Raw genomic sequence first — 1,961 nt, 5'->3', positions numbered from 1 at the left:
CAACAATGACCAACGACGTCCAACTGAACCTGACCATCGCCGAGCCCGGCGCCAACGCCGAGCGCGTCGATGAGCTGACCCAGCACCTGATGCGCGACCTGCGCGATCTGGGCGCCGAATACGTCGAGCGGCCCACCGATGGCCCCTCACTGGAGGGAACCAAGGGAGCCAGCGCCTTCACCTGGGGCGCGTTGGCCCTGGGGGCTGCGCCCGCCTTGCTGCCCAAACTGGTCGAGTTCCTGCAAGCGTGGACCCTGCGCGGTGAGAAGCGCACGGTCAAGATCAAGACGCCCGCGGGCGTGGAGGTCGAGTTCACGCCGGAGAAGCGGCTCTCACAGGACGAGCTATTGACCCTGGTCCAGAGACTGATCCACGTGACATGAGGTGACGCTATGGCCGAACGTTTGGCCCTGATTATCGCCAACAGCGACTTCGAGGACGAGAAGCTCTGCCGCCTGAAGACGCCCATCCGCGACGCCGAGGCGCTGGCCGAGGTGCTGGGCGATCCAGAGATCGGCGACTTCGACGTCACGCTGCTGATGGACGAAGAAGAACGGGAGATACGCCGCAGGATCGCGCGGCTCTACTACCGCCGGAAGCGCAGTGACCTGCTGCTGCTCTACTACTCCGGCCACGGCATCCGCGATGCACACGGTGACCTCTACCTGGCCACCAGGGACACCGAGATGGACATCGCCGGCGCGACGGCACTCAGTGCTTCCTTCGTGCGCGAACAGCTCGACAAGAGCAACTCGCAGCGCAAGGTGGTGATGCTCGACTGCTGCCACAGCGGGGCCTTCGCAAAGGCCGGGTTGGGCGACAGCGTGGGCACCGAGGACGCCTTCGCGGGCAGCGGCTACGGCCGCGTGATCCTGACCGCCAGCGATGCCCTGGAGCTCTCCTGGGAGGGCGATGAGTGGCTGGGCGAAGGCCAACCGTCGGTGTTCACCAATTTCCTGGTGGAGGGGCTGCGCACGGGCAAAGCCGACCTGGACGGCGACGGCAGGATCGAGCTGGATGAGCTCTACAAGTACGTCTACGAGCGGGTGATGACCAGCGGCTATGCCAAGCAGACGCCGCACAAGTGGGCGCAGCAGGTCGAGGGGGAGATTTTCATCGCCCATGCGCCGGAGCTGGACGAGGGGCTTCCGGGATGGATTATTGATGCGTTGTCCTCAGCGGCGTTCACCGCACGGCTAGCCGCCGTGGGAGAGTTGGCCCAGTTGATCCAGGGGGATAATCGGACCTTGGCTGCCGCTGCCCGCGCCGAGTTGAAGCGTTTGAGTGAAGAGGAAGACAATTTGGCCGTCCGTGGGGCGGCTGCTGGTGCGTTGGGAGCGGGGAGTCCTTTGGTGAGTGGATCGAAGCCTGAATCCCTGTCGGCGATCAAAAAGCCGCGGTCTGAGCCAAAGCCTGACGTGCTGACCATCACCTCGCCCATCCACCTGGAGCTGGTGCGGGTGCCGGCCGGCGAGTTCCTGATGGGCAGCGACCCGGCGAAGGATAAGAGCGCAAAGGACAGTGAGCAACCTCAGCACACCGTCGAGCTCCCAGAGTTCACCATCGGCAAGTACCCGATCACCAATGCCCAGTACGCCGCCTTCGTGCAGGCCACTGGTCACAGGATGCCGAGGCATTGGGAGGCCAGCGAGATTCCATCGGGCAAAGAGGATCATCCGGTGGTCAATGTCTCCTGGCACGACGCAATGGATTTCTGCCAGTGGCTGAGCCAGGAGACGGGCAAGGGATTTGTGTTGCCCAGCGAGGCCGAGTGGGAGAAGGCGGCGCGGGGTACCGATGGGCGAATCTATCCCTGGGGCGACGGGCCTCCTACGGCTGAGCTGTGCAACTTTGACGATAACGTCTGCGATACGATGCCGGGGGGAAAGAACACGACGGGGGGGGGTAACCCTGGGTCTTAAACAACTCTACGACTCCAGCCGAAAGGGAGGAGCAAGAAA

The 1,961-nt window shown here is 63.8% G+C and carries 2 protein-coding genes; both read left to right on the top strand.

Going from position 1 to position 1,961, the window contains the following annotated elements:
- Positions 1 to 383 (top strand): hypothetical protein (locus I6U14_RS14400; protein WP_296900208.1); only part of this gene is annotated, 383 nt, incomplete at its 5' end.
- Positions 384 to 392: 9 nt separating this feature from the next.
- A complete protein-coding gene (locus tag I6U14_RS14395; protein ID WP_296900207.1) occupies positions 393 to 1,922 on the top strand; it encodes an SUMF1/EgtB/PvdO family nonheme iron enzyme in 1,530 nt (509 codons plus the stop codon).
- Positions 1,923 to 1,961: the final 39 nt, after the last annotated feature.

Source organism: Thiohalocapsa sp., from assembly GCF_019695415.1.
In the GTDB taxonomy this organism is placed as follows: Bacteria; Pseudomonadota; Gammaproteobacteria; order Chromatiales; family Chromatiaceae; genus Thiohalocapsa.
Note: the sequence above shows the minus strand (reverse complement) of the source record. Positions and strands in the feature narration are given on the sequence as shown.

What these genes read in the sequence shown, in the direction of transcription:
- I6U14_RS14395 (WP_296900207.1), top strand. Translation starts at nt 393, where the DNA reads ATGGCCGAACGTTTGGCCCTGATTATCGCCAACAGCGACTTCGAGGAC.